16 protein-coding genes are annotated in these 19,115 nt (G+C 73.9%); 12 read left to right on the forward strand and 4 right to left on the reverse strand.

What is annotated here, in order from left to right; genetic code table 11:
• Positions 1-9 precede the first annotated feature (9 nt).
• The 6 genes from OG403_RS10795 to OG403_RS10820 all read left to right on the forward strand — a co-directional run bounded on the left by OG403_RS10795 (position 10) and on the right by OG403_RS10820 (position 7,989).
• A complete protein-coding gene (locus tag OG403_RS10795; protein ID WP_329563558.1) occupies positions 10-1,125 on the forward strand; it encodes a nicotinate-nucleotide--dimethylbenzimidazole phosphoribosyltransferase in 1,116 nt (371 codons plus the stop codon).
• Positions 1,126-1,175: 50 nt separating this feature from the next.
• The gene (locus OG403_RS10800) at positions 1,176-1,940 is read left to right on the forward strand and encodes an adenosylcobinamide-GDP ribazoletransferase (RefSeq protein ID WP_329563560.1); all 765 of its coding nucleotides are present in this window, start codon (positions 1,176-1,178) and stop codon (positions 1,938-1,940) included.
• 198 nt (positions 1,941-2,138) lie between these two features.
• On the forward strand, positions 2,139-3,632 hold the full coding sequence (locus OG403_RS10805; RefSeq protein ID WP_329563561.1) for a leucyl aminopeptidase: 1,494 nt from the start codon (positions 2,139-2,141) through the stop codon (positions 3,630-3,632).
• A 425-nt stretch (positions 3,633-4,057) separates the two neighbouring features.
• Complete coding sequence (gene lpdA, locus OG403_RS10810) at positions 4,058-5,446, forward strand: dihydrolipoyl dehydrogenase (RefSeq protein WP_329563563.1); 1,389 nt, start codon at positions 4,058-4,060, stop codon at positions 5,444-5,446.
• A 74-nt stretch (positions 5,447-5,520) separates the two neighbouring features.
• Positions 5,521-7,326, forward strand: coding sequence for a 2-oxoglutarate dehydrogenase, E2 component, dihydrolipoamide succinyltransferase (gene sucB / locus OG403_RS10815; RefSeq protein WP_329563565.1), 1,806 nt, complete (start codon positions 5,521-5,523; stop codon positions 7,324-7,326).
• A gap of 147 nt (positions 7,327-7,473) precedes the next feature.
• On the forward strand, positions 7,474-7,989 hold the full coding sequence (locus OG403_RS10820; RefSeq protein WP_329563567.1) for a DUF4240 domain-containing protein: 516 nt from the start codon (positions 7,474-7,476) through the stop codon (positions 7,987-7,989).
• Positions 7,990-7,996: 7 nt separating this feature from the next.
• Here OG403_RS10820 and OG403_RS10825 read toward each other — a convergent pair whose 3' ends face one another.
• Entirely contained in the window at positions 7,997-8,881 is an 885-nt protein-coding gene (locus tag OG403_RS10825; RefSeq protein ID WP_329563568.1) for an acyl-CoA thioester hydrolase/BAAT C-terminal domain-containing protein, read from the reverse strand.
• A 14-nt stretch (positions 8,882-8,895) separates the two neighbouring features.
• Complete coding sequence (locus tag OG403_RS10830; RefSeq protein WP_329563571.1) at positions 8,896-10,125, reverse strand: DUF2510 domain-containing protein; 1,230 nt, start codon at positions 10,123-10,125, stop codon at positions 8,896-8,898.
• 109 nt (positions 10,126-10,234) lie between these two features.
• Here OG403_RS10830 and OG403_RS10835 point away from each other — a divergent pair, with 109 nt between their 5' ends.
• Positions 10,235-11,140 (forward strand): TIGR01777 family oxidoreductase, encoded by a 906-nt coding sequence (locus tag OG403_RS10835; RefSeq protein WP_329563572.1) that lies wholly within the window; start codon positions 10,235-10,237, stop codon positions 11,138-11,140.
• A 290-nt stretch (positions 11,141-11,430) separates the two neighbouring features.
• The gene (locus OG403_RS10840; RefSeq protein ID WP_442911058.1) at positions 11,431-12,747 is read left to right on the forward strand and encodes an NAD(P)/FAD-dependent oxidoreductase; all 1,317 of its coding nucleotides are present in this window, start codon (positions 11,431-11,433) and stop codon (positions 12,745-12,747) included.
• Positions 12,748-12,893: 146 nt separating this feature from the next.
• Here the strand turns inward: OG403_RS10840 and OG403_RS10845 are convergent, their stop codons facing one another.
• A complete protein-coding gene (locus OG403_RS10845) occupies positions 12,894-14,876 on the reverse strand; it encodes a regulator (RefSeq protein WP_329563576.1) in 1,983 nt (660 codons plus the stop codon).
• Positions 14,877-15,338: 462 nt separating this feature from the next.
• Between OG403_RS10845 and lipB the strand changes: the two genes are divergently transcribed.
• The 4 genes from lipB (at position 15,339) to OG403_RS10865 (ending at position 18,361) form a co-directional block, all read left to right on the forward strand.
• On the forward strand, positions 15,339-16,109 hold the full coding sequence (lipB, locus tag OG403_RS10850) for a lipoyl(octanoyl) transferase LipB (protein ID WP_329572238.1): 771 nt from the start codon (positions 15,339-15,341) through the stop codon (positions 16,107-16,109).
• A gap of 149 nt (positions 16,110-16,258) precedes the next feature.
• Complete coding sequence (locus OG403_RS10855; RefSeq protein WP_329563578.1) at positions 16,259-17,212, forward strand: lipoyl synthase; 954 nt, start codon at positions 16,259-16,261, stop codon at positions 17,210-17,212.
• Between the two features lie 195 nt (positions 17,213-17,407).
• Positions 17,408-17,596: a hypothetical protein gene (locus tag OG403_RS10860; protein ID WP_329563579.1), complete on the forward strand. Its 189-nt coding sequence runs from the start codon at positions 17,408-17,410 to the stop codon at positions 17,594-17,596.
• Between the two features lie 75 nt (positions 17,597-17,671).
• Positions 17,672-18,361 carry a DUF4191 domain-containing protein gene (locus OG403_RS10865; protein WP_329563581.1) on the forward strand — a complete coding sequence of 230 codons (690 nt, stop codon included), beginning with the start codon at positions 17,672-17,674 and terminating at the stop codon, positions 18,359-18,361.
• Between the two features lie 127 nt (positions 18,362-18,488).
• On the opposite strand, the gene OG403_RS10870 is transcribed toward OG403_RS10865, so the two are convergent.
• Positions 18,489-18,956: an RDD family protein gene (locus OG403_RS10870; RefSeq protein ID WP_329563583.1), complete on the reverse strand. Its 468-nt coding sequence runs from the start codon at positions 18,954-18,956 to the stop codon at positions 18,489-18,491.
• Between the last annotated feature and the right edge of the window lie 159 nt (positions 18,957-19,115).

Genomic DNA, 19,115 nt, shown 5'->3' on the forward strand with positions numbered 1-19,115 from the left:
TTCCGCACGATGGACACCACCGTGGATCTCGATTCCTTCGCCTCGCTCGTCGAGCGCCCCGACGACGCCGCCCGCCGAGCGGCCGAGGAGCGCCGGCTGGAGCTGGAAACGCCGCGCGGCGGGCTCGGCCAACTCGAGGAGCTGGGCAGCTGGCTCGCCTCGGTCCAGGGCGGCAGCGAGGTGCGGGCGGTCAACGCGCCCAAGGTGCTGCTCTTCGCCGGCGACCACGGCATCGCCTCACTCGGGATCTCCCGGCTGGCCGCCGACGGCGGCACCGCCCGCCGGGTGCGTGCCGTGCTGGACGGCAGCGCGCCGGTGGCCCGGCTGGCCCGCCGGTTCGGCGCCGAACTGCGCGTGGTGGACGTCGCGGTGGACGCGCCGGCCGAGGAGTTCGGGCCCGAGGTGAGCGAGCACCGGATCCGGCGCGGCTCCGGGCGGATCGACCTGGAGAACGCGGTGACCGTCGAGGAGGCCACCAGGGCCTTCGCCGTCGGCATGGCGATCGCCGACGAGGAGGCCGACCTCGGCACCGACCTGGTGCTGCTCGGCGATCTGGGCGTCGGCTCGACCGCGGTGGCCGCCGTGCTGATCGGCGCGCTCTGCGGCACCGACGCCGCGGCGGTCTGCGGACGCGGTTCGGGCATCGACGACAAGGTCTGGATGGTCAAGTGCGCGGCGATCCGGGACTCGCTGCGGCGGGCCCGGCCGGTGCTCGGCGACCAGCTGGCCCTGCTCGCGGCCACCGGCGGCGCCGATTTCGCGGCGATCACCGGCTTCCTGCTGCAGGCCGCGGTCCGCAAGCTCCCCGTGGTGCTGGACGGCGTGGTCTCGGCGGCCTGCGCGCTGGTGGCGCAGCGGATCTCGTTCCGGGCCCCGGAGTGGTGGCGGGCCGCGCTGCTGACCGGCGAGCCCGCGCTGGCCAAGGCCTACGACCGGCTGACCCTGACCCCGCTGCACGATGAGCGGATCACCATGGGCGAGGGCGTCGGCGCGCTGATGGCACTGCCACTGCTGCAGGCGGCCTCCGACGTGCTGACCGAGCAGCCGTTCACCCCGGCCTCCCCCGCCGCGCCGCGCCCGCCGGCCCGGCTGCCCTCCGCCGCCGAGCTGCTGGGCCGACTCTGAACACGGCGGAGCCGAACCTGACGCAGTCCCAGCCGACGGATCGCCAGCCGATGGACCGTCAGTTGCGGCTGCCCGGGCTGCGGTTCGCCTTCGGCACGCTCTCCGTGCTGCGGGTACGGGTGGCGCGGTGGGACCGGGCGGCGGGCGGGCGGGCGATGGCACTCGCGCCACTGGTCGGCCTGGTGCTGGGCGGGCTCGCGGCCGGGCTCGGCGCGCTGGCCTGCTGGCGCGGCGGCCCGCTGCTCGGTGCGGTGACCGCCGTCGCCGCGCTCGCGGCGCTGACCCGCGGACTCCATCTGGACGGGCTGGCGGACGTCGCCGACGGGCTGGGCAGCGGCAAGCCCGCCGAGGACGCGCTGCGGATCATGAAGCAGTCCGACATCGGCCCGTTCGGCGTGCTGACCCTGCTGCTCGTGCTGCTCGCTCAGATCGCCTGCCTGACCGGCCAGTTCGCCCATTCCACCGAGCGCGGCGCGCTCGCCGTGCTGACCGCCGCGGTGGCCGGCCGGTGCGCGCTCGGCTGGGGCTGCCTGCGGCCGGTGCCGGCCGCGCGGCCCGGCGGGCTCGGGGCGATGGTCGCGGCGACCGTGCCGGTGCCGACCGCCCTCGCCGGCACCCTGCTGAGCGCCCTCGCACTGGCCCTGCTCGGCCTGCACCCGCGCTACGCGCTGGCCCTGACGCTGGCTCAGCTCGCCGCCGCCGCACTGCTGCGGCGCTGCCTGCGCCGGTTCGGCGGGGTCACCGGCGACGTGCTCGGCGCGCTGGTCGAGACGGCGGCGCTGGCCGCACTGCTGGTGCTCGCCCTGGGGCCCTGAACCAGCGGCCCGGATGACACCGTGTGTCCCTGTGAACCCGGCCGTTGACCGGACGGACGCCCGGGCGCGGCCGCATCCCACCATGCGGACTACCATGCGGTGAGCACCGTAGCCCTGCGCCGTCACGGCGGAGCATGCTGGGGCTGATGCCATACGGCAGATCCGGCCGTGGACCGCGAAAGAACAGGACGCAAATACGTGACTGCATTGTCTGTGAGCACCTCCTCCGCCGCCGCGCTGCGCGCGGATGCCTTGGTGATCGGTGTCGCGAAGGGGCCCAAGGGCCTGGTGGTGACCTCGGGCGCGGAGGCGCTGGTCGAGGCGTTCGAGGGCAAGCTGGCCGAGGTGCTGACCACCCTGGGCGCGACCGGTCGTGAGGGCGAGGCCGTCAAGCTGCCCGCTCCCGCCGGGCTCAAGGCCGGCTTCGTGCTGGCCGTCGGCCTCGGTGAGGTCGCCGAGGCCAACTACTCCACCGAGGCGCTGCGCCGCGCGGCCGGCGTGGCCGCCCGCACCCTGGCCGGGGCGAAGAAGGCCGGTCTGGCGCTGCCCGCCGAGTCGGCCGAGGAGATCGAGGCGGTCGCGCTGGGCGGCCTGCTCGGCTCCTACGACTTCACCGTCTACCGCACCAGCGACGAGGTCAAGGAGCCGGTCGGCGAGCTGACCGTGCTGACCGGCCGCAAGGGCAGCAAGGACGCGAAGGCCGCCGTCGAGCGCGCCACCGTGCTCGGCGAGGAGATGAACCGGGCCCGCGACCTGATCAACACCCCGCCGAACGACCTGCACCCCAAGTCCTTCGCGACCATCGCGCAGGGCGTCGGCAAGGAGCTGGGTCTCAAGGTCGAGGTGTGGGACGAGAAGGCGCTGGCCAAGGGCGGCTTCGGCGGCATCCTGGGCGTCGGCAACGGCTCGGACAACAAGCCGCGCCTGGTCAAGATCGCCTACACCCACCCCAAGGCCAAGGCCACCCTGGCCTTCGTCGGCAAGGGCATCACCTACGACTCGGGCGGCATCTCGCTCAAGCCGGCCGGCCACAACGAGACCATGAAGTGCGACATGTCCGGCGCTGCCGCCGTCTTCGCCGCCGTGGTCGCCGCCAAGCGCCTGGGCCTGGCCGTCAACGTCACCGGCTGGCTGGCGCTGGCCGAGAACATGCCCTCCGGCTCCGCCACCCGCCCCGGCGACGTGCTGCGGATGTACGGCGGCAAGACGGTCGAGGTGCTCAACACCGACGCCGAGGGCCGCCTGGTGCTGGCCGACGCGATCGTCCGGGCCGGCGAGGAGAAGCCGGACGCGATCGTCGACGTGGCCACCCTGACCGGCGCCATGGTGCTGGCGCTGGGCACCCGCACCTTCGGTGTGATGGCCAACACGGACGCCTTCCGCGACCGGCTGCACGCCGTCGCCGGGCGCGCGGGCGAGCAGTCCTGGCCGATGCCGCTGCCGGCCGAGCTGCTCAAGGGCATGGACTCCCCGGTGGCCGACCTGGCCAACATGGGCGAGCGGATGGGCGGCGGCCTGGTGGCCGGCCTCTTCCTCAAGGAGTTCGTGGCCGACGGCATCGACTGGGCGCACCTGGACATCGCGGGCCCGGCCTTCCACGAGGCCGCCCCGTTCGGCTACACCCCCAAGGGCGGCACCGGCAGCGCCGTGCGCACCCTGGTGAAGCTGGCGGAGGAGACCGCGCAGGGCTGATGCCCTGAGCATTTCCTGCGATTCACGGCGGGGCCCGGTGTCATCGGACACCGGGCCCCGCCGGCTTTTCCGGTATTCCCGTGAGAGTTACTCATTGGTAGCCCAACGATCGCATTCGCCTGCCTGTTCGCCTCCGGCGAAACTTTGTTCCACCAAGCGGAATCCCTCCCGCCGGCGAGCGGCGCCGGGGCCGCGACAGGCCCCGTCAAGACCGGGTTGACCTGCACGGACAGGGCCACGAGCGGGTGTCGACCACCCCACAAGGACGGGTCCAGACCCCCGCCAGGGTGGACCCGGACACCAGCGGCCGTGAACAAGTGCGAAGATGTATTTCCGGCACGACTGGGCGCCTCACAAGGGCTTCCCGCACACCGGACCAGCACCGGCCCGGACGGATCCACACCCCATGGCATGGAGGACGTGACGTGGCGAACGACGCCAGCACCGTTTTCGACGTAGTCATTCTCGGAGGCGGAAGCGGCGGCTACGCCGCGGCGCTCCGCGCCGCTCAGCTGGGCCTGAGCGTGGCCCTGATCGAGAAGGGCGAGCTGGGCGGCACCTGCCTGCACCGTGGTTGCATCCCCACCAAGGCGCTGCTGCACGCTGCCGAGATCGCCGACGAGACCAAGGAAGCCGCCGAGTTCGGCGTGCTGGCGACCTTCCAGGGCATCGACATCAACGGTGTCCACAAGTACAAGGACGACGTGGTCGCCGGCCTGTACAAGGGCCTGCAGGGCCTGGTCGCCTCCCGCAAGGTGCACTTCATCCAGGGTGAGGGCCGGCTCTCCTCGCCGACCTCGGTGGATGTCAACGGCCAGCGGGTCGAGGGTCGCCACATCGTGCTGGCCACCGGCTCCGTGCCGAAGTCGCTGCCGGGCCTGACCATCGACGGCGACCGGGTCATCTCCTCCGACCACGCCCTCAAGCTCGACCGCATCCCGCAGTCCGCCGTCATCCTCGGCGGTGGCGTGATCGGCGTCGAGTTCGCCTCCGTCTGGAAGTCCTTCGGCGTCGACGTCACCATCGTCGAGGCCCTGCCGCACCTGGTTCCGCTGGAGGACGAGAACTCCTCCAAGCTGCTGGAGCGGGCCTTCCGCAAGCGTGGCATCAAGTTCGAGCTCAAGGCCCGGTTCTCCGGCGTCGAGTACACCGAGACCGGTGTCCGCGTCTCCACCGAGAACGGCAAGCAGATCGACGCCGACCTGCTGCTGGTCGCGATCGGCCGCGGTCCCGTCTCGGCCGGCCTCGGCTTCGAGGAGGCCGGGGTCGCCATGGACCGCGGCTACGTCCTGGTCGACGAGTACATGCGCACCAACGTGCCCACCATCTCCGCCGTGGGCGACCTGGCCCCGACCCTGCAGCTGGCCCACGTCGGCTTCGCCGAGGGCATCCTGGTGGCGGAGCGGCTGGCCGGCCTGCGGGCCGTGCCGATCGACTACGACGGCGTGCCGCGGGTCACCTACTCCAACCCCGAGGTCGCCTCGGTCGGCATCTCCGAGGCCAAGGCCGTGGAGCTGTACGGCAAGGAGAAGGTCGTCACGGTCAAGTACAACCTGGCCGGCAACGGCAAGAGCAAGATCCTCAAGACCGCCGGCGAGATCAAGCTCGTCCAGGTCAAGGACGGCGCCGTGGTGGGTGTCCACATGGTCGGCGCCCGGATGGGTGAGCAGGTCGGCGAAGCTCAGCTCATCTACAACTGGGAGGCGCTGCCCGCCGAGGTCGCGCAGCTCATCCACGCCCACCCGACCCAGTCCGAGGCGCTCGGCGAGGCGCACCTGGCGCTGGCCGGCAAGCCGCTGCACGCGCACGACTGATCGCTCCCGCCCCGCCTTGTTCTTCCTTTCCCTGAACTTCCTGAACGCAAGACTTGATAGGAGTCGCTGAAACCATGGCGGTCTCAGTAACGCTGCCCGCGCTGGGCGAGAGCGTGTCCGAAGGTACTGTCACCCGCTGGCTGAAGGCCGAGGGCGAGCGAGTAGAGGTCGACGAGCCGCTGCTCGAGGTCTCGACCGACAAGGTCGACACCGAGATCCCCGCGCCGGTCGCCGGCATCCTCGCGTCGATCAAGGTCGCCGAGGACGAGACGGTCGAGGTGGGCGCCGAGCTGGCGATCATCGACGACGGCTCGGGCGCCCCCGTCGCCGCGGCTGCTCCGGCTGCCGCCGCGCCGGCCCCGGTTGCCGCGCCGGCCCCGGTGGTCGAGGCTCCGGCCCCGGTCGCCGCCCCCGCTCCGGTCGCTCCGGCCCCGGTCGCCGCCGCTCCGGCCGCGCCCGCCGGCGACGCCACTCCGGTGCTGCTGCCCGCGCTGGGCGAGTCGGTCACCGAGGGCACCGTCACCCGCTGGCTCAAGGCCGAGGGTGAGACCGTCGAGGTCGACGAGCCGCTGCTCGAGGTCTCGACCGACAAGGTCGACACCGAGATCCCGTCGCCGGTCGCCGGTGTCGTGGTGAAGATCCTGGTCGGCGAGGACGAGACCGCCGAGGTCGGCGCCCAGCTCGCGCTGATCGGCGCGGCTGGTGCGGTCGCGGCTGCTCCGGCCGCCCCGGCCGCGCCCGCTCCGGTGGCCGCTCCGGCCCCGGTCGCCGCTCCGGCTGCTCCGGCTGCTCCGGCTCCGGTCGCCGCCCCGGCTCCGGTGGCCGCTCCGGCCGCGCCCGCTCCCGTGGCCGCCCCGGCCCCGGTTGCCGCGCCGGCTGCTCCGGCCCCGGTTGCCGCGCCCGCCCCGGTCGCCGCCGCTCCGGTCGCCGCCGCTCCGGTGGCCGACGCCGGTGACGCCTACGTCACCCCGCTGGTCCGCAAGCTCGCCGCCGAGCACGGTGTCGCGCTCTCCGCCGTCACCGGCTCCGGTGTGGGCGGTCGGATCCGCAAGCAGGACGTCATCGCCGCCGCCGAGGCCGCTGCCGCTGCCGCCGCCGCTCCGGTCGCCGCTGCCGCCCCGGCCGCCGCGCCGAAGGCCGCTGCCGCCGCGCCGTCCCCGCTGCGCGGCCAGACGGTCAAGATGACCCGGATGCGCAAGGTCATCGGCGACAACATGCTGAAGGCCCTGCACGAGCAGGCCCAGCTGACCAGCGTGGTCGAGGTGGACGTCACCAAGATCATGAAGCTGCGCGGCAAGGCCAAGGACGCCTTCCTCGCCCGCGAGGGCGTGAAGCTGTCCCCGATGCCGTTCTTCGTCAAGGCCGCCGCCCAGGCGCTGAAGAGCCACCCCTCGATCAACGCCCGGATCAACGAGGCCGAGGGCACCATCACCTACTTCGACACCGAGAACATCGGTATCGCGGTGGACTCCGAGAAGGGCCTGATGACCCCGGTCATCAAGGGTGCGGGCGACCTCAACCTGGCCGGCATCTCCAAGAAGACCGCCGAGCTGGCCAGCAAGGTGCGCGGCAACAAGATCACCCCGGACGAGCTGTCCGGCGCCACCTTCACGATCAGCAACACCGGCTCGCGCGGTGCGCTGTTCGACACCGTCATCGTGCCGCCGAACCAGGTCGCCATCCTGGGCATCGGCGCGACGGTCAAGCGCCCCGTGGTCATCGAGGCCGAGGAGGGCACCGTCATCGCCGTCCGCGACATGACCTACCTGTCGCTCTCCTACGACCACCGCCTGGTGGACGGCGCCGACGCCGCCCGCTACCTGGTCGCCGTCAAGGAGATCCTGGAGACCGGCGAGTTCGAGGTCGAGCTCGGCCTGTAAGGTCCGGTACTGCTGGTCGAGCCCCGGTCCGCTTCGGCGGGCCGGGGCTCGGTCGTGTTCCCTTCACCCCTTCCAGCGAGCGCGCGCGGCTTCCGCACGGCGCGTAGGCATGCATCCCGGGCGTCGAACAGGGATGCTGGAGCGGTGATGTACGAGACGGACTTCTGGCAGATCATCGACGAGACCCGCGACGCCGCCGACGGGGACCCGGACGAGCAGGCCGACCTGCTGGTGGAGCGGCTCGCGCAGCTGACGCCGGATGAGGTGATCGACTTCGCCAGGCTGTTCGAGGCCCGGTTCCAGCGGGCCTACACCCGGGAGCTGTGGGGCGCGGCGCGGCTGCTGCTGGGTGAGGTGTCGGAGGACTCCTTCGACTACTTCCGGTGCTGGCTGATCGCGCAGGGCCGGGAGGTGTTCGAGGGCGCGGTGCACCACCCGGACGACCTGGCGGAGCTGGTGCCGGACTTCGACGAGGACGAGGACGGCGACGCCGAGGAGTTCGGCTACGCGGCCGACGAGGCGCACGAGCAGCTGACCGGGCTGCCGCTGCCGGACCTGGGGAACAACCAGCCACGGCAGCCGGAGGGCGCACCGTTCGACGACCGAGACCCGCAGGAGATGGCGAAACGATTCCCCAAGTTGTGGGAGATCTACGGGGATTAGGGCGCGCTCAGCCCCGCAGCAGGCGCAGGACTTCGGGCCAGGCGCGGGCGCCCAGTTCGGCGTCCGCCTCGGGGGTGCCGCCGTGGCGGTTCAGGGGGGACGGGGGCAGCGGGGCCTCGCCGGGCAGCCGGATGCGGTGGCCGGCCCGGTCGTGGCTGATCAGCGTGGCCTTGCGGGCCCGGGCCGCCAGGGCGCGGGCGTGGTCGAGCGCGGGCCACATCTCGTCGTCGGCCCCGGCGACCAGCAGCAGTTCGGCGTCGGTCCGCTCGATCGGGATCACGGCGCGCCCGGCCGCCTCGGCGAAGGTCCGGCGGCTGCGCTGGTAGTGCGAGCGGTAGGCGACCGGGGCGCCCTCGGGCTCGGCCCGCTGCCAGCTGTCGTCGTACGGGACGAACGGAAGCGGGCTGCCCTGCCAGGTCCAGCTCGAACGGTAGGGCGCGGTAACGCCGTCCGCGCCGGGGCCGACGTTGGCCCACACCAGATCCGTGGGCGCGAGCGCGACCACGGCGGCCAGCCGCGGCTCGCGCAGTGCCAGCAGCAGCGCCGCCTCGGCGCCCTTGGAGGTGCCGAGCACGCTGATCCGTTCGGCACCGTCGGCGTGCAGCCGGTCGATCGCGCGGGTGAAGGTCTCCAGCGGGATCTCGCAGATGCCGGCGGGCTGCCCCGGTCCGCCGAACCAGCGGATCGACAGCGCCGTCAGGCCGGCGCGGGCCAGCAGGCGGCAGCGGTCGGTCTCGACCCGGCCGCTGGAGCCGGACAGCACCAGGACGGCGGCCCGGCTGCCGGTCGCGGGGGCGCAGCGCACACCCTCGACCGGGTCGGTCAGCTGCTCTTCGAGGATCTCGACGGACTCCACAGGCTCGATGGGCTCGATGGGCTCGACGGACTGCATGCGGGCGCTCCTGATCAGGTCGCGTTGGGCGGCAGGGTGGTACTGGACGGACCGGCGGTGACGCCTGCGGGGCGGATGCCGATGGCGATCTGGTCGAGCACGGCGGGGGCCGGGGCGCGGGGGTCGTCGTCCACCGAGCCGACCAGGGTGGTGAAGCCGCCGCCGGGAGCCGGCAGCGCGACCAGCAGCAGGAACCCGGGGGCCGTCTGCTGCGGCACCACGTGCCAGCGGACGGCGAAACCGGTGACACCCGCCACCGTGATCGGGCCGCTGGTCAGCTCCTGGTGCGAGCCGAGCGGGCCGAAGAGCTGGGGGGCGTAGTCGGCCATGGTCCGGCGGGCCACCGTCTCGGCGTCGGGGCCGGCCGCCGGGTTGCTGTCGACCGCGAAGTTGCCGCGCACGCAGCCGCCCGGGGTGGCGCACTGGTAGGCGCCGGTGACCAGCAGGGCGGCGGTCGAGGCGTCGTGCTGGGCGGAGTCCCAGCCGCTGGGCAGCGGGATACTCCAGCCGTGCAAGGTGTCCTGGACGCTGCCGCCGTCCGGCGAGAGCGGGGACGGGCTCTGCGGCGCCGCACCCGGGGAGGAGCCCGTGCCCGTGCCCGGCGGCGGAGCGGGCCGGCCGGGCGCCGCGATCCCTGCCGGACGGGCGGTCTGCGCCGAGCCCTTGACCAGGGAGATGGACACGCCGGTCCCGACCGCGATGAGCGCGAGCCCGCCCGCCAGCAGACCGACGACCAGGCCGGTGCGCCCGCCCGGTGCGGGTGGTGACGGCGGATACGGGGGCGGGCTTCCGGGCTGCGGGTAGCCGGGTGGCTGGTAGGCGTAGGGCGGCAGGGCGGCCGGGGGCGCCTGCGGCACCGGCCCCGGCGCGGGCGCCGAGGGCGGCAGGCTCGCCGCCGGGCCGGGCGCGATCGCCGGGTAGCCGTAACCGCCCGGTGACTCGGGCTCGGGGATGGCCGGGTGACCGTAGGCCGGGGAGGCGTCGGAGAGCGAGGTGGCGGGCTGCGACGGGCCGGCGGCGACCGGCCGCGCGGACGGCGGCGCGGCCGGCTGCCCGGCGGGCGGGGACGGCGGCGGAGCGGCCGGCCGCGGAGCTGCTCCTGGCGCGAAGGCGCCGACCGGCGACGGCAGCGGCCGGGTCCTGGCGGTCCAGCCGGACCCGTCCCAGAAGCGCTCGTGCGCGCCCTGGGCGCCCGGGGCGGGCTCCGGGTCGGGGTACCAGCCGGGAGGGGTGGAGTTGCTCACCGCCGTACCGTATCGGGCCGGATGAGGCTACGTCAGCGGTGCCCTGACCACGCGGGCGGGCTGGCGGGTTGTGCTCCGCCGCGCGGTGCCCGCCTGCCAGGATGGCCGCATGCGTATCGCTGTCACCGGTTCCTCGGGCCTGATCGGCTCCGCCCTCGTCCGCTCCCTGCTGGCCGACGGCCACCAGGTGGTCCGGCTGGTCCGGCACCGCCGCACGCTGGGCCCGCGCCCGGACGGCTCAGTGGCGATCGGCTGGAACCCCGAGCGCGGCGAGATCGACCGGGCAGGCCTCGACGGGGTGCACGCGGTGGTGCACCTGGCGGGTGCCGGGGTCGCCGACCACCGCTGGACCCAGGCCTACAAGCAGCGGATCCAGGACAGCCGGGTGCTCGGCACCCGCACCCTGGCCGCGGTGCTGCCGGCCCTGGACGCGCCGCCCGGCGTCCTGGTCAGCGCCTCGGCGGTGGGCTACTACGGGCAGACCGGGGCCGAGCTGATCGACGAGACGTCACCGGCCGGCGAGGACTTCCTGGCCCGGGTCTGCGTGGCCTGGGAGGGCGAGGCAGCCCCGGCCGCCGACGCCGGGATCCGGGTGGTGCACCCGCGCACCGGACTGGTGCTGACCGCGGCGGGCGGCGCCGGCGCGCGGCTGTTCCCGCTGTTCAGGCTGGGGCTGGGCGGGCGGCTCGGCTCGGGTGAGCAGTACTGGAGCTTCATCTCGCTGGCGGATCAGATCGCCGCGCTGCGCTTCCTGATCGAGAACCCCGAGGTGAGCGGGCCGGTCAACCTCACCGCGCCCGAGCCGGTGACCAACGCCGAGCTGACGGCGGCGCTCGGACGGGTGCTGCACCGGCCCACGCCGTTCCCGGTGCCGCAGGTCGCGTTGCGGCTGGCGCTGGGTGAGATGGCGGTGGAGGTGGTGGGCAGCCACCGGGTGGTGCCGGCGAAGCTGCTGGCGGCCGGGTTCGACTTCGCCCACCCGAACGTGGAGGCGGCGGTCCGCGCGGCGCTCTGATCACGCCGGGGACCCCGACCGAGGATTCCCGTCGAGGACCCCGGCCGGGGACGCCGCCGAGAGCTCCCCGGCGGCGTGAGGGGGCGCATGCGACGGCGCACGGCGCGCATGCGTGCCCCGTCGGCGTGCCACCGGCGCGGTGCGGCGCCCACCGATCCGAGCGAATGCCCTTGCCTGAACAAGCTACTGACTGGGCATCACCCGTTCGAACCGTCCCGGCACACTCCGCAGCCGGCCGCCGGCCGGAGCTCCGGGACCAGGGAGGGAGCTCGCCCGTGACCCCACACGACATCACCCGCCGCAGCCGCGCCGACGACCCCGACGTGCTCGTGGTCGGCGCGGGGCTGGCCGGCCTGGCCGCCGCCCGGTCACTGACCTCCGCCGGACTGCGCGTCCAGGTGCTGGAGGCGACCGAGCGGATCGGCGGCCGGATGGCCGGTCAGCAGCTGGACGGCTACCGGCTGGACCACGGCGGTCAACTGCTCAACACCGGTTTCCCCGAGCTGGTCCGCCGGCTCGACCTGGACGGCCTGGCACTGTGCCCGCTGGCCCCCGGGGTACTGGTGCACAGCGGCGGTCGCCGCTACCGGGTCGGCGACCCGCAACTGCCGACCGCCCGGCAGGCCGCCACCCGCTCACCACTCGGCAGCCCGCTGGAGAAGGCCCGCCTCGGCTCGATGCTGAGCCGGCTGGCGGCCACCCCGGCGCCCAGACTGCTGGCCCGTCCCGAGACCAGTACCGCCCGCGCGCTGACCGAGCGCGGACTGCCCACGAAGGTGGTGGCCGGCTTCCTGCGCCCGCTGCTCACCACCCTGCTGAGCGATCCGGCGCTCGGCACCAGCAGCCGGATCGCCGATCTCGTCCTGCGCGGCTACGCACGTGGTCGGCTCGCGCTGCCCGCCGCCGGCACCGCGGCGGTCCCCGGTCAGCTGACCGACTCGCTGCCGCCCGGCACGGTGCGGCTCGGCGTGCGGGTGACGGCGATCGCCGCGGACGGGGTGTGGACCGAGGAGCACGGCCGGCTCGGCGCCCGCGCGGTGGTGGTGGCCACCGACGCCCGGTCGGCCGCCGAGTTGCTGCCAGGTCTGCGGCTACCGGACTTCCACCCGGTGACGACCTACTTCCACACCACCGCCGGTACGCCGCTGAACGAGGCGGTGCTGCTGCTGGACGCCGACCGGGCCCGGGGGGCAGCGCCCGTCTCGCACTCGCTGGTGCTCAGTCAGGTGCACGAGTCCTACGCCCCGGCGGGCCGCTCGCTGGTGGCCACCACGGTGCTCGGGCGGCGCACCTTCGGCTCCGGCGGGCCCGCCGCGCTGGAACCCGCGGTGCGCGAGCGGCTGGCGCAGCTGTACGGGGTGGCGGCGCGCGAGTGGGAGTTCCTGAGCGTGCGTCACCTGCCGGACGCGGTACCGGCGATGCCGCCACCGCACAACTTCCGTCGCCCGGTGCGGGTGCTGGCCGGACTCTACGTCTGCGGGGACCACCGGGACACCAGCAGCGTGCAGGGCGCGCTGGTCTCCGGGCGGCGGGCGGCCGAAGCGGTGCTGCGCGACCTGGACGTGCCCGGCACCGCGGAACTCGACCAACCGCAGGTGGCGGCCTGACGGGCGTCCGGCCGGGGGCGGGACACGATGCCCACCCCCAGCCGGACGCCCCGAGCCGAAACGCCCCCGCCGGACGCCCACGCGGGCCGACCACGCGGGCCGCCCACGCGGGCCGACCACGCGGGCCGACCGCCGCCCGCCACCGCTCAGAGCACCCCCGCCTGCCGCGCCGCCTCCTCGAAGGCGCGGGCCGCCGCCGTGCTCCGGTACGGCGCGAGCCGTCGGTGGAAGTCGCGCAGGTACTCCACCGTGCGGGCCGAACGCATCTCGCCCGCCGCCCGCAGCGCCTCGGTGGCCAGCGCGCAGGACTCGTCCACGTCGCCCATGCCGAGCCGGGCGGCGGCCAGCACGATCCGGCAGAAGACCCGGCTGCGCGCGTAGGCGGCCCCGCGCAGCCGCAGCGACTTCTCGGCGTGCTGGGCGGCCGGCCGCCACTGCTGCAGGTCGCGGTAGCAGTGGGCGAACTCGTCGGCCAGCTGGGCCTCGTCGAAGAACCGGGCCCAGGAGGGCAGTTCGTCGCCGCTGCGGGCCAGCGCGAGAGCCCGTTCGGAGCGGACCAGCGCGGTAGTGCAGGAGCGGACGTCACCGAGCACCCCGTGCCCGCGCGCCTCGGCGGCGTGCATCAGCGACTGGACGGTGGCGGGGGCCGCCGTGCCGACGCCCTGCTGGGCCACTCTGGCCAGTTGGACCGCCTCGCGGCCGTGGCCGAGGTGGACCGCCTGCTGGCTCATGGTGATCAGCACGTAGCCGCCGAGCACCCGGTCGCCCGCCGCCTGGGAGAGCCGCAGCGCCTGGACGAAGTAGCGCTGCGCCAGGCCGTGCGCGGCGATGTCGAAGGAGGTCCAGCCGGCCAGCCGGGTCAGGTCCGCGACCGCCGCGAACAGCGCCCGGCCGATCTGCTCGCCGTAGCGGCCGCGCAGCATCGGCTCGGCCTCGCTCTCCAGGTAGCGCACCAGGGCCTGCCGGGCGTGGCCGCCGCCGTAGGCGTTGTCCAGGGCCCGGAACAGGTCCCCGACCGCCCGGACGGCGGCGATGTCACCGCGCCCGACCCGCAGACCGGCCCGGCTCCCCCGGGCGCTCTGCTCGGCGGCCGGACCGCCCTGCGCGGGCAGCGCCGCCGTCCTGGTCCCGGAGACCAGCGGCCGGCGGGCCTGCGAGGGCACCCGCCCGGCCGCCATGCCGCGGCTGCCGGGCCCGGCAGCGGCCCGGGGCGGCTGGTCCCCGTGCTCCGCCGTCGGGTCGAGCCGGGCGAGCGGTCCGTCCGGCCCCGAGACGTAGATCCCGGCCGAGCCGTCCCTGGCCACCTGCTCGTCGCTGCGGCCGATCAGCCAGTCGCGGCTGGGCACCACCAGACCGGCCGGGGTGAAGGCGATCCGGCGCAGCTCGGACTGCGGGCCGGTGTCCTTGCGCCACATGCTGGCGACGATGTCGACGGCCTCCTGCGGGGTCTCGGCGAACTCCAGGCCCGCGTAGACCGGGGCGCAGGCGTCCAGGCCGATGTCCTGCGCGGAGAGCCGGCGGCCGAGCCGGCGGGTGAAGACCTCCGCGATCAGCGCCGGGGTGGCGCCGCGCGGCTGCTGGCCGCGCAGCCAGCGGGTCACCGAGGTCTTGTCGTAGCGCAGGTCGAGGCCGTGCTCCAGGCCCAGCTGGTCGACCCTGCGGGCCAGGCCCGCGTGCGAGAAGCCGGCCTCCTCGATCAGCCCGGCGAGCAGCGGGTTCTGCGCGCGGCCCGCCTCGCTGCGGGCGGCACCGTCCTCGTCGGCGCCGAGCGGCAGGCCGCCGGGTGCGCGGTCGTGCTCCTCCGCGCCGGGTGCGTCGTCACCCAGGCCGAGCTGCGGGCCGTGCGGGCTGTCCGCGGTGTGCGCGCCCCCGTGGAGCTCGTCCGGGCCGTGCTGGAGCAGGCCGGGGACGTGGTGGAGCTCCTCGGGGACGTGCTGGAGCACGTCGGGGACATGGTGGAGTTCGTCGGGGACGAGCACGCGGCGTTCCAGCAGCGGTGTGTCGTCGTGGCGTTGGGCGGGCAGAGCGGCCGCAGCTGCACGGTCCGGCTCGCCGCGGCGTTCGTGCGGGTCCAGTGGGTCGAGCGGACCGTAGGCCGGACTGTCGTCGGTTGCAGGCCGTTGGGGCATGTCAGTCAACACCTCTCGGACGCCGCGGTCCGGCCCCCCGGTGCCTTGCGCGACGCCCCTGTCGGGAATCGGCGTGAATGTAGCGAGCATTCGGGCGCTATGGGCGGATCTGCGCGGGCAATCCTCCGAACGGGTGAAGGGCAGGCGCCCGTTCTGAGGAAGGTGCGGCGCTCGGGGTTTGAGCTGCGCGTACCCTTTGCGCCCCCGACCGCCGGGCGCCGAGCGAGCCGGAACGGGGGCCGCGCGGAGGCCGGACGGGAGCCGGAGGGGGAGCCGGACGAGAGCTGGACGGGAGCCGGAGGGGGAGCCGGACGAGAGCTGGACGGGAGCCGGAGGGGGAGCCGGACGGGAGCCGCTCCGGGCGGCTTCGGACAGGTGAGCGAGCGGGCGTACAGTGGCGAGGTTGGGTCGCGAACACCTGGGCAAGGAGCAGCGGTGAGCGAGAACGTGCGATTCGTCCGGATGCGGATAGGCGAAGGCGCGGTGCCGTACCAGGAGGCCTGGGAGGAGCAGCAGCGGCTGCACGCACTGCGGCTCGCCGACGAGATCCCGGACACCGTGCTGCTGCTGGAGCATCCGCCGGTCTTCACCGCCGGCAAGCGGACCAAGCCCGAGGACCTGCCGCTGGACGACACCCCGGTGGTGCAGGTCAACCGGGGTGGCGAGGGCACCTGGCACGGTCCGGGCCAGCTGGTCGGCTATCCGATCGTCAAGCTGCCGGAGCCGATGGACGTGGTCGCCTACGTCCGCCGGCTGGAGGAGGCGCTGATCCGGGCATCCGCCGACCTCGGCGTGGCGACCAGCCGGGTCGAGGGCCGCAGCGGGGTCTGGGTACTGGGCCGGGAGCTGCCGGACGCCGTGCCGGATCCGGCCAAGGTGATCGACATCGGCAAGCTGACCCTGCGGCTCGGCCTGCCGCTCGGGATCGACCCCCGGCTGGCCGGCCCCGAGTACGCGGCGTCCAACGCCGGGCAGCGCGGCGACGACCGCAAGCTCGCCGCGATCGGCGTGCGGGTGGCGCGCGGCGTGACGATGCACGGGTTCGCGCTGAACTGCAACCCGGACATGACCTGGTTCGACCGGATCATCCCGTGCGGGATCCGGGACGCCGGGGTCGGCTCGCTGACCACCGAGCTGGGCCGCGACGTCCCGGTCGCCGAGGCGGCGCCGGTGGTGGAACGGCGGCTGGCGGAGGTCCTCGCCGAGCTGCCCGAGCCCGCACTGGCGCGCTGAGCGCCCTGCCGGCCACCGGTGGAGCAGGGCACCGGGAATCAGGCGGTGCGTACCGCTGTTGCCCTGCGAATGCGGGGCGTGAGCCCGATGCAGACCGTACAAGCACAGGCGTACCCTGGGGGTACCCCGTCTACTTCTAGGAGCCGCACGTGTCCGCTGTCGCGCCCGACGGCAGGAAGCTTCTCCGCCTGGAGGTCCGCAACAGCGAGACCCCCATCGAGCGGAAGCCCGAGTGGATCAAGACCCGGGCGAAGATGGGCCCGGAGTACAACGCCCTCCAGTCGCTGGTGAAGAAGGAGGGGCTGCACACGGTCTGCCAGGAGGCCGGCTGCCCCAACATCTTCGAGTGCTGGGAGGACCGCGAGGCCACCTTCCTGATCGGCGGTGACCAGTGCACCCGCCGCTGTGACTTCTGCCAGATCGACACCGGCAAGCCCGCCGACTTCGACCGTGACGAGCCGCGCCGGGTCGCCGAGTCGATCGTCACCATGGACCTCAACTACGCCACCATCACCGGCGTCGCCCGCGACGACCTCGAGGACGGCGGCGCCTGGCTGTACGCCGAGACGGTCCGCCAGGTGCACGCGCTGACCGCGGGCCGCGCGGCCGGGCGCACCGGCGTCGAGCTGCTGATCCCGGACTTCAACGCGGTGCCCGAGCAGCTGGCCGAGGTCTTCTCGTCCCGTCCCCAGGTGCTGGCGCACAACGTCGAGACGGTGCCGCGGATCTTCAAGCGGATCCGACCGGCGTTCCGCTACGAGCGGTCGCTGGACGTCATCACCCAGGCCCGGGCGGCCGGTCTGGTGACCAAGTCCAACCTGATCCTGGGCATGGGCGAGACCCGCGAGGAGGTCAGCCAGGCGCTGGCCGACCTGGTCGGCGCGGGCTGCGAGCTGATCACCATCACCCAGTACCTGCGCCCCTCGCTGCGCCACCACCCCGTGGAGCGCTGGGTCAAGCCGCACGAGTTCGTGGAGCTGCAGCAGGAGGCCGAGGAGCTCGGCTTCGCGGGCGTGATGTCCGGGCCGCTGGTGCGTTCCTCCTACCGCGCGGGCCGGCTCTACCGGCAGGCGCTGGAGCACCGCGAGCGGGCTGCGGTCTGATCGGTTGTGCGTGCGTGCGACGGGGCTCGGAGGTACTCCGGGCCCCGTTCGCGTTTCACGGTCCGCGCTTCGCGTTTCACGGTCCGCGCTTCGCGTTTCGCGGTTCGCGTTTCACCGAGGGTTGACCGGCGGGTCACGGGGGCTTAACAACGGCGGCCGAGACTGGACGCAGACTCGGCGAGGGGAGTGGCCGCAATGCGCACCACGATCGGCACGGCGATCAGGCTGGCGGAGAACGTCCTGCTGGCCGGGGGACGGCGGCAGGCCCGGCTGAACGCCTGGTCGGCGGTCTGCGAGAACCGCCGCCACGCCGCCGACCGCGAGGCGGCCCGGATCGGCCTGCCCGCGCACCGACCCACGCGCCCGCGCACTCACCTGGGGTAACGATTTCCCGCACGGTTGCGCCGAATCGGGACCGTGCTTCGTGATCCGATGTCCCCGCCACGTAGCATGGCCTTCATGGCGAGGGAAACATCCGAAACTCCCGGGCGGCTCAAGCAGATCCGCCAGGCGTACATCATGACCCAGAAGGTCGACACCAAGATCGGCCTGATCATCGGGGGCATCGGCCTCCTCACCTTCGGCGTGTTCCTCGCCATCGGTTTCCTGATCGGTCACCCCGTCATCGTGGGGATCCTGGGCTTCATCGTGGCCTTCCTGGCCGCGGCGATCGTCTTCGGCCGCCGGGCCGAGCGTGCCGCCTTCGGCCAGATGGAGGGCCAGCCGGGCGCCGCCGCGGCCGTGCTGAACAACATCAAGCGCGGCTGGAGCGCCAACCCGACCCCGGTCGCGGTCACCCGCAACCAGGACGCGGTCTACCGCGCCGTCGGCCGTCCCGGCATCGCGCTGATCGGTGAGGGCAACCCGAACCGGGTGCGCCCGCTGCTCGCCGCCGAGAAGAAGAAGATGGCCCGCGTGGTCGCCGACGTCCCGGTGCACGACATCATGGTCGGCGACGGGCCGGGCGAGGTGCCGCTGAAGAAGCTGCAGATCCACCTGATGCGGCTGCCGCGCGCGATCACCCCCGCCCAGGTCACCGAGACCAACGACCGCCTGCGCGCGCTGGGCGACCTGCTCACCAAGGCGCCGATCCCCAAGGGCCCGATGCCCAAGGGCGCCCGGATGCCCAAGGGCGGCCAGGCTCGCTGAGCCGTCGGCACCCGCACGAACCACGCAAAGAGGCCCCGCCAGCCGGCGGGGCCTCTCCTTTTGCCCGGATCCTTTTTGCCCGGATCCTTCTGTTCGGATCCTTCTGTTCGGATCCTTCTGCTCGGGCTCAGATCCGCACCTCGACGGTCGCGACCGCCTTGTCGTGCAGGCCGCGCGTGTCCCGGTCCCAGACCGCGGCGGGCACCACCAGGCAGAGCAGCACGGTCCGCAGCAGCACCTGCGGAATGGTCGCCCGCCCGCCGTCCAGCCGCACCACCCGCAACCCGAAGAGCCGCTTGCCGATGGTGGTGCCGGTGGTGGCGAGCAGCACCGCGCTCATCGCGAAGAAGACCGGCAGGCTGATCAGGTTGGCCCTGGCCGGGTCGCCGTGGGCCAGCGTGCCGTAGGCGATCAGGCTGGCGAGCCAGCCGTCCACGAAGAGTGCGCCGATCCGCCGACCGGGGCCGGCCATCGCGCCGGAACCCTCCTGCGGGCGGCCGAGCCGCTCACCGCGGTAGCCGAAGTCGGCGCCCATCCGCTCAGCGGCGGCCTTCGGGCCTTCCAGCCACGATCCCATTGCTTCTCTGCTGTCCACGAACCCACAGTAGCCCGGCACATCGCACCAACCGGCGTCGACTCCCCCTGCGGGTGAATCGGCGTGGCGCGGCTCCGTTCAGTGGTTTAGACCAATTACGGAGAACGGCACTGGCGCCCACACGTTTTGCCCCCACCCGGGTGACTTTGCCGCCCATTC

This window comes from Kitasatospora sp. NBC_01266 (genome assembly GCF_036242395.1).
Lineage (GTDB): Bacteria > Actinomycetota > Actinomycetes > Streptomycetales > Streptomycetaceae > Kitasatospora.

What these genes read in the sequence shown, in the direction of transcription:
- OG403_RS10795 (WP_329563558.1), top strand. Translation starts at nt 10, where the DNA reads ATGGACACCACCGTGGATCTCGATTCCTTCGCCTCGCTCGTCGAGCGC.
- sucB (WP_329563565.1), top strand. Translation starts at nt 5,521, where the DNA reads ATGGCGGTCTCAGTAACGCTGCCCGCGCTGGGCGAGAGCGTGTCCGAA.
- OG403_RS10825 (WP_329563568.1), bottom strand. Translation starts at nt 8,881, where the DNA reads ATGCAGTCCGTCGAGCCCATCGAGCCCATCGAGCCTGTGGAGTCCGTC.
- OG403_RS10865 (WP_329563581.1), top strand. Translation starts at nt 17,672, where the DNA reads ATGGCGAGGGAAACATCCGAAACTCCCGGGCGGCTCAAGCAGATCCGC.
- OG403_RS10835 (WP_329563572.1), top strand. Translation starts at nt 10,235, where the DNA reads ATGCGTATCGCTGTCACCGGTTCCTCGGGCCTGATCGGCTCCGCCCTC.
- OG403_RS10845 (WP_329563576.1), bottom strand. Translation starts at nt 14,876, where the DNA reads ATGCCCCAACGGCCTGCAACCGACGACAGTCCGGCCTACGGTCCGCTC.
- OG403_RS10800 (WP_329563560.1), top strand. Translation starts at nt 1,176, where the DNA reads ATGGACCGTCAGTTGCGGCTGCCCGGGCTGCGGTTCGCCTTCGGCACG.
- OG403_RS10820 (WP_329563567.1), top strand. Translation starts at nt 7,474, where the DNA reads ATGTACGAGACGGACTTCTGGCAGATCATCGACGAGACCCGCGACGCC.
- lipB (WP_329572238.1), top strand. Translation starts at nt 15,339, where the DNA reads ATGCGGATAGGCGAAGGCGCGGTGCCGTACCAGGAGGCCTGGGAGGAG.
- OG403_RS10860 (WP_329563579.1), top strand. Translation starts at nt 17,408, where the DNA reads ATGCGCACCACGATCGGCACGGCGATCAGGCTGGCGGAGAACGTCCTG.